This window comes from Pseudoalteromonas sp. Z1A6 (assembly GCF_011378745.1).
In the GTDB taxonomy this organism is placed as follows: Bacteria; Pseudomonadota; Gammaproteobacteria; order Enterobacterales; family Alteromonadaceae; genus Pseudoalteromonas; species Pseudoalteromonas arctica.
Window position 1 is genome coordinate 1 of sequence record NZ_WTKW01000272.1, and the last position, 5774, is coordinate 5774.

Annotated in this window: 5 protein-coding genes; all 5 read right to left on the reverse strand. The window is 39.8% G+C overall.

Translation table 11 applies throughout. The features are described 5' to 3' along the window. Window positions 1–639 (reverse strand): SPOR domain-containing protein (locus tag GQR46_RS15135; protein ID WP_165725402.1); only part of this gene is annotated, 639 nt, incomplete at its 3' end. 11 nt (window positions 640–650) lie between these two features. Further along, a complete protein-coding gene (gene folC, locus GQR46_RS15140) occupies window positions 651–1916 on the reverse strand; it encodes a bifunctional tetrahydrofolate synthase/dihydrofolate synthase (RefSeq protein ID WP_165741363.1) in 1266 nt (421 codons plus the stop codon). 25 nt (window positions 1917–1941) lie between these two features. Continuing rightward, complete coding sequence (gene accD / locus GQR46_RS15145; RefSeq protein ID WP_007376856.1) at window positions 1942–2817, reverse strand: acetyl-CoA carboxylase, carboxyltransferase subunit beta; 876 nt, start codon at window positions 2815–2817, stop codon at window positions 1942–1944. Between the two features lie 140 nt (window positions 2818–2957). After that, entirely contained in the window at window positions 2958–3755 is a 798-nt protein-coding gene (gene truA, locus GQR46_RS15150; RefSeq protein ID WP_007584098.1) for a tRNA pseudouridine(38-40) synthase TruA, read from the reverse strand. A 148-nt stretch (window positions 3756–3903) separates the two neighbouring features. Then, window positions 3904–5774: FimV/HubP family polar landmark protein (locus GQR46_RS15155; protein WP_277344152.1), on the reverse strand; the 1871-nt coding region annotated here is incomplete at its 5' end.

Below are 5774 nucleotides of genomic sequence, written 5' to 3' on the forward strand. Positions count from 1 at the left end.
TTTTGTTACTTCGTATTGCGTAACTTTACCATTTAATTTAGTAAGCTCTTTCAGCTGGGGAAGCTGCTTTTGTAATTCATTTTTATCAAGCGAAGGACCAACAAATACCTTGGTTAACGTCCCATTTGGGGTTTTAATCGGTTTAGTAAACGTTTTAAACCCTTCAACTTTTAATTTAGCCTGTAATGCTTTTACATTTGCAACATGTGAAAAACTACCTAATTGAATCACGTAAGCCATACTTGTTAGGTTTTCATCACTTTTACGAGGCGCAATAGGTTTTGGTTTAGCTTGAACCGGTGCCTTAGTGCTCGGTGTAGCTTTGGGTTCAATAGTCGCTTCAACAACTTTATTCTCTACAGCGTAGTCACTCTCATCCATAGCGTTTTGCTGCTCAAAAGCTTCATCGTCAGCTTGAATATCTTCAATTTCATCTTGTTTTAGTGGCTCAGCATTAGCCATGTTTTCATCAATTGACTCTTGAAGATCGATTGTTTTGAACTCAGGGCGATCAGGTATCGCTTTAAAGCCCTCTTTATAATGCACTTTTTCGCCATCGAGTATATTAGGGATAAACACAATTGCTGCGATCACTACTATACTTGTTCCGACTAAGCGATTAATAAAACTTGAGTTCACCGACATCCTCTCTATTTTTTAAAGTAATTAATAGCGCCGGCCACTGTAAAAAATGAACCAAATACAATCAACATAGTATCACTTTGTTGTTTTGGTAAAATTACACTCAGTGCCTGTGCCACACTATCATAGCTATTGATAGTATTATGATGAGATATACCCTGCAGCGCATTTTGTAAATTACTTGCAGTGTCGCCTCGCGGACCACTTAAGCTCGCTAATGACCACTCATCGACCAAGTGACTTACTTCTTTAAGTACACCCACTTTATCTTTATCAGCAAGCATAGCGGCTAATGCATGAATTTTAAAGCCTTTATCTTTATAGCTTGATAACTTATTGGCTAAATAACGCGCCGACTCAGGGTTATGTGCTACATCGGTAAAGACTAAAGGCTCAGCGCTTAACTGCTGAAACCGCCCTTCTACTACTAAATTAGCGAGGCAACTTCGTATGACTTGCTCACTAGGTAATAAGCTTAAAACACTTAGCGCAGTTAACGCAGTTGCTGCATTTTGACACGGTATTGCTGGCTTATCTATTACAAGATTATGTTCTTTATATTGCCAATTAAAGCTCTCAGCATTCTCTTTGAAAATAAAGTCACTGCCCGACAACGTCATATTGGCATTAATTTCTTTGCCGTAATCAGTCATTGTGTGAGGAATATTTAAATCCCCTATAATAGCAGGCGTATTTTCACGAAAAATACCGGCTTTATCATAAGCCACTAACTCTAGTGTATCACCTAAGTACTCTTTATGATCTAAATCGATAGTGGTGATCACGCTTGCAAAGGGAGTTACTATATTTGTAGCATCAAAGCGCCCGCCTAGACCAACCTCTAGTAATACATAATCGACCTTACAGCGTTTAAAAATTGCCAACGCACCCAAAGTACCATATTCAAAATAAGTCAGAGGAGTGTCTTTACGGCCTTGCTCAAGCTGGTGAAAAGCATCTATATGAAATTGGTCTGCCAGTTCTTCGCCATTAACTCGTACACGCTCGTTATAACGAATTAAATGAGGAGATGCGTAAGTACCCACGCTAAAACCTTGCGCTAGCAATAGCGACTCTAAGCAACGTGCAGTGGTGCCCTTACCGTTTGTACCGGCAATAAGAATAATTTTACTTGGAGTGTTTAAAAGGCCAATATTGTTGGCAACATTAGCAACTCGTTCTAGGCCCATTGCAATGTTAGCTGGGTGAACACTTTCTAAATAAAAAAGCCAATCATCAAGGCTTGATGATTGGCTAGGAATTGTTTTTGTCATAGCGTGTAATCAGTAAAGCTGAAATTTACGCTACTCTATGCTCTTGTTCCGTAGAAGGCAAGTTCATAAATTTAGCTAAAATGCGTGCAAGGGTATCGCGCATTTCACGGCGGTCAATAATCATGTCAATTGCACCATGTTCTAGCAAAAATTCACTACGCTGAAAACCTTCAGGTAATGTTTCGCGAACAGTCTGCTCAATAACACGAGGACCTGCAAAACCAATTAACGCTTTAGGTTCAGCAACGTTAATATCACCCAGCATAGCAAGTGATGCAGATACACCACCCATTGTCGGGTCGGTCATTACTGAAATAAATGGAAGACCTTTTTCCGTCATTTTTGCAAGTGCAGCACTTGTTTTAGCCATTTGCATAAGCGACATAAGCGCTTCTTGCATACGTGCTCCGCCTGATGCAGAAAAACAAATAAGCGGCATGTTATGCTCTAAACATTGATCAACAGCATCAACAAAGCGAGCGCCAACAACAGAAGCCATTGAACCACCCATAAATGAGAACTCAAATGCTACCGCTGCCACTGGAATACCTTTTAATCGGCCTTTCATAGCGACAAGTGCATCTTTTTCACCACTTGCTTTTTGGGCTGCACTGATACGGTCAGAGTACTTCTTAGAATCTTTAAACTTAAGAATGTCTTTAGGCTCATGTTGTGTACCAAGCTCTTGACGATCACCTTCATCTAAAAAGTGCTCTAGGCGCTTACGGCCACTAACACGCATGTGGTGATCACACTTAGGACATACGTTTAACGACTTTTCTAATTCAGCTTTATATAAAATTGAATCACACGATGTACACTTAGCCCAAACACCTTCTGGGATTTCTTTACGACCTGATGATTTTGTCGTTTTAGGTAAGATTTTTTCTAGCCAACTCATTTGCAACTCTCTTAATACTGTTCTGTGTCGCGAGCCTGCTAATAGCAATTAGCAGACAAATTTTTTCAATTAAAACATGAATTACACTAACGCGGTATAAAAAACTGGTCTTAGTAGTTAAAAGTGCTCATAAAAAGTACTTATACCACATCTATATCAGGCAAAAATAAAGGGCCTAAAGGTGTTTGAGGAATATTAAATTGCTCAGGGTAGTCAACATCCACTAAATACAAACCAGCAGCCTTAGCGGTAGCACTGGCCTTTGCGCGTTCTTTACAATCAAGTAGCTCTTTTATCCATATAGGTTGTTGTTTATGTAAACCAACATCCATTAAGCTGCCTGTGATATTACGTACCATGTGATGTAAAAATGCATTCGCTTTAATATCAATAATAACGTAAGTACCTTGGCGCTGTACCGACAGATGATGAATTGTTCTTGTCGGTGTATTCGCTTGGCAATGTATCGCTCTAAAAGAGGTGAAATCGTGTTTACCTATTAAGTACTGACACGCCTCTTGCATCTTTGTTTCATCAAGATGATGATGAAAATGCGTAACCCCCTCGTTTAATACCGCACCTCGTAGGGGGGAGTTATAAATAACATAGCGATAACGACGAGCTGTAGCACTAAAACGGGCATGAAAGTCATCAGCAACCGGTTGGGCAAAGCGAATAGCAATATCTTTAGGCATTAAAGTATTCATACCTAGTGTAAATGCGACCATATCGCGATCGGCTTGCGTTTCAAAGTGTATTACTTGGCCTGTACCGTGCACACCAGCATCTGTACGCCCTGCACATATAACTTCAACAGGATGATTACAAATACGCGACAACGCTTTTTCTACTTCTTGCTGTACGCTATTTACATGTGATTGACGCTGCCAACCACTATAACGTGCGCCGTTGTATTCAACTCCAAGTGCTACTCGCATAATTACCGTTTTACCTACTGTGCTAATGAACGAGGCATTTTATGCTATCTAACGATGCAATAAAAGGAGACCTGTCGTAATCAAACCAATACACATAAAAAAACCCGTATTTAGCTAAGCTAGATACGGGTTCTTATAAACATTTTAATTATTTTAGTTTAGCTTTTAAGCTAAGTGCTTCCTCTTGAACTTCTTCAGGACCTTTGTTAATGACATCCTCAATAACTTTAAGCGCAGAATCAAAATCATCAATTTCAATATAAGCACGCGCTAAATCAAGTTTAGCTGAGTAGCCACCACTTTCAGCATCAACATCCGTTGGGTTATCACCTGCAAGTAATGCATCAAACTCACTCAAACCGACATCCATATTAACGTCGGTGTAAGGTTCGTGTTCAAGTTCAGCGTCGTCACTTTCTTCTAATAATGAATCAATATCTACAAATTCGTCATTATCAAGTTGCTCAACATCACTACCTTCAACAAGTGACTCTGTTGTAGTTAATGAATCATCTGTCTCTAAGTCTTCTTTTAGCAAGCTGTCAAAGTCAACATCAAATTCACTGCTGTCATCAACACTTAAGTCTTCAGGCTCTGCTAACTCACTAAGTAATGAATCAAAATCAGTTTGCGTCAAATTCGACATAAACTCTTCATCAAGTTCATCGTCAGAGCTAATATCAGTGCTACCCACTTCATCTAAGCTTGTTAACTGTGCTTCGCGCTCTGCATTTGTTTGCTCTTGCGATTCGTCTGATAACTCATCAGTTAGCGCTTGCTCTAAACTATCTTCGTCAAATTCAGCATCTAATTCAGAAAAATCATTTTCAATTAAAATCTCATCATCAAAATCATTTTCTAAACTATCTAAATCAGCATCTGCCATAAGTGCGTTTGCTAAATCTTGCTCAGCTTGGCTGGAAGCGACTCCCGGTGCCTCACCATCTAAATCATCCCCTTGTAATTCTTCAGGGATAAATGGCAACTCACTTTCTAATGTTTCTTGAACTTCATCAAGGTTAAGAGGTTTGATGTCATCTTCAATACTTGGTGGTTCAACAGAATCAACCTCATTATTAATTTCTTGAAGTAAATCATCATCAAGCGACTCATCTTCAATCTCCGTTTCAGTTTCTAATTCAGAGAAGTCATTATCAATTAATAGTTCATCATCAAAATCATCTTCTAAACTATCTAAATCACCATCTGCCATAAGCGCATTTGCGAGATCTTTCTCTGTTTGACTAAGTGCTACTGCATTTTCATCACCCGATGCATCTCCTTTAAGCTCTTGCGGCTCAAACGAAGGCTCATTCTCTAATAATGATTGATCATCGTCTAATTCAAGTTCAGGATATTCATCCAACTCTTCACTTGGCGTTACAAGCTCGCTATCAAGCTGCTCTTCAATTTCAGTAAGATCTGAGTCATCGTCGCCCGCTAGCGGATCGTCACCAAGATCAACTTCTATTTCTTCAAGATCATCATCAAGCTCATCTAAAGACCAATCAGGTGTTTCTATATAGTCGTCATCAGTGGCCTGTTGTAGCTCACTTAAAAGCTCATCAACGCTCTTTAAAGTATCATCTGTGTATTCTTCAAGTGCATCTTCAGGATCAAGAAGCGACTCTGATGTGTCTGAAAAATCATCAACCGTTACATCTATAAGTTCTGGCTCTTCTTCAAGCTTAGGCTCTTCTGCAAGCTCTGGCTCTTCTTCAAGTTCTGGTTCTTCTTCAAGCTCTGGTTCTTCTTCAAGCTCAGGCTCTTCTTCAAGCTCAGGCTCTTCTACAAGTTCTGGTTCTTCTTCAAGCTCTGGCTCTTCTTCAAGCTCAGGCTCTTCTAAAGGCTCAAGTTCTTCTTCAAGCTCTGGCTCTTCTTCAAGCTCAGGCTCTTCTTCAAGCTCTGGCTCTTCTACAAGTTCTGGTTCTTCTTCAAGCTCAGGCTCTTCTAAAGGCTCAAGTTCTTCTAAAAGCTCTGGCTCTTCTTCAAGCTCTGGCTCTTCTTCAAGCTCTGGCT

Excerpts from the sequence above, each read along its gene's own strand:
- truA (WP_007584098.1), bottom strand. The coding sequence starts at position 3,755 with ATGCGAGTAGCACTTGGAGTTGAATACAACGGCGCACGTTATAGTGGT.
- folC (WP_165741363.1), bottom strand. The coding sequence starts at position 1,916 with ATGACAAAAACAATTCCTAGCCAATCATCAAGCCTTGATGATTGGCTT.
- accD (WP_007376856.1), bottom strand. The coding sequence starts at position 2,817 with ATGAGTTGGCTAGAAAAAATCTTACCTAAAACGACAAAATCATCAGGT.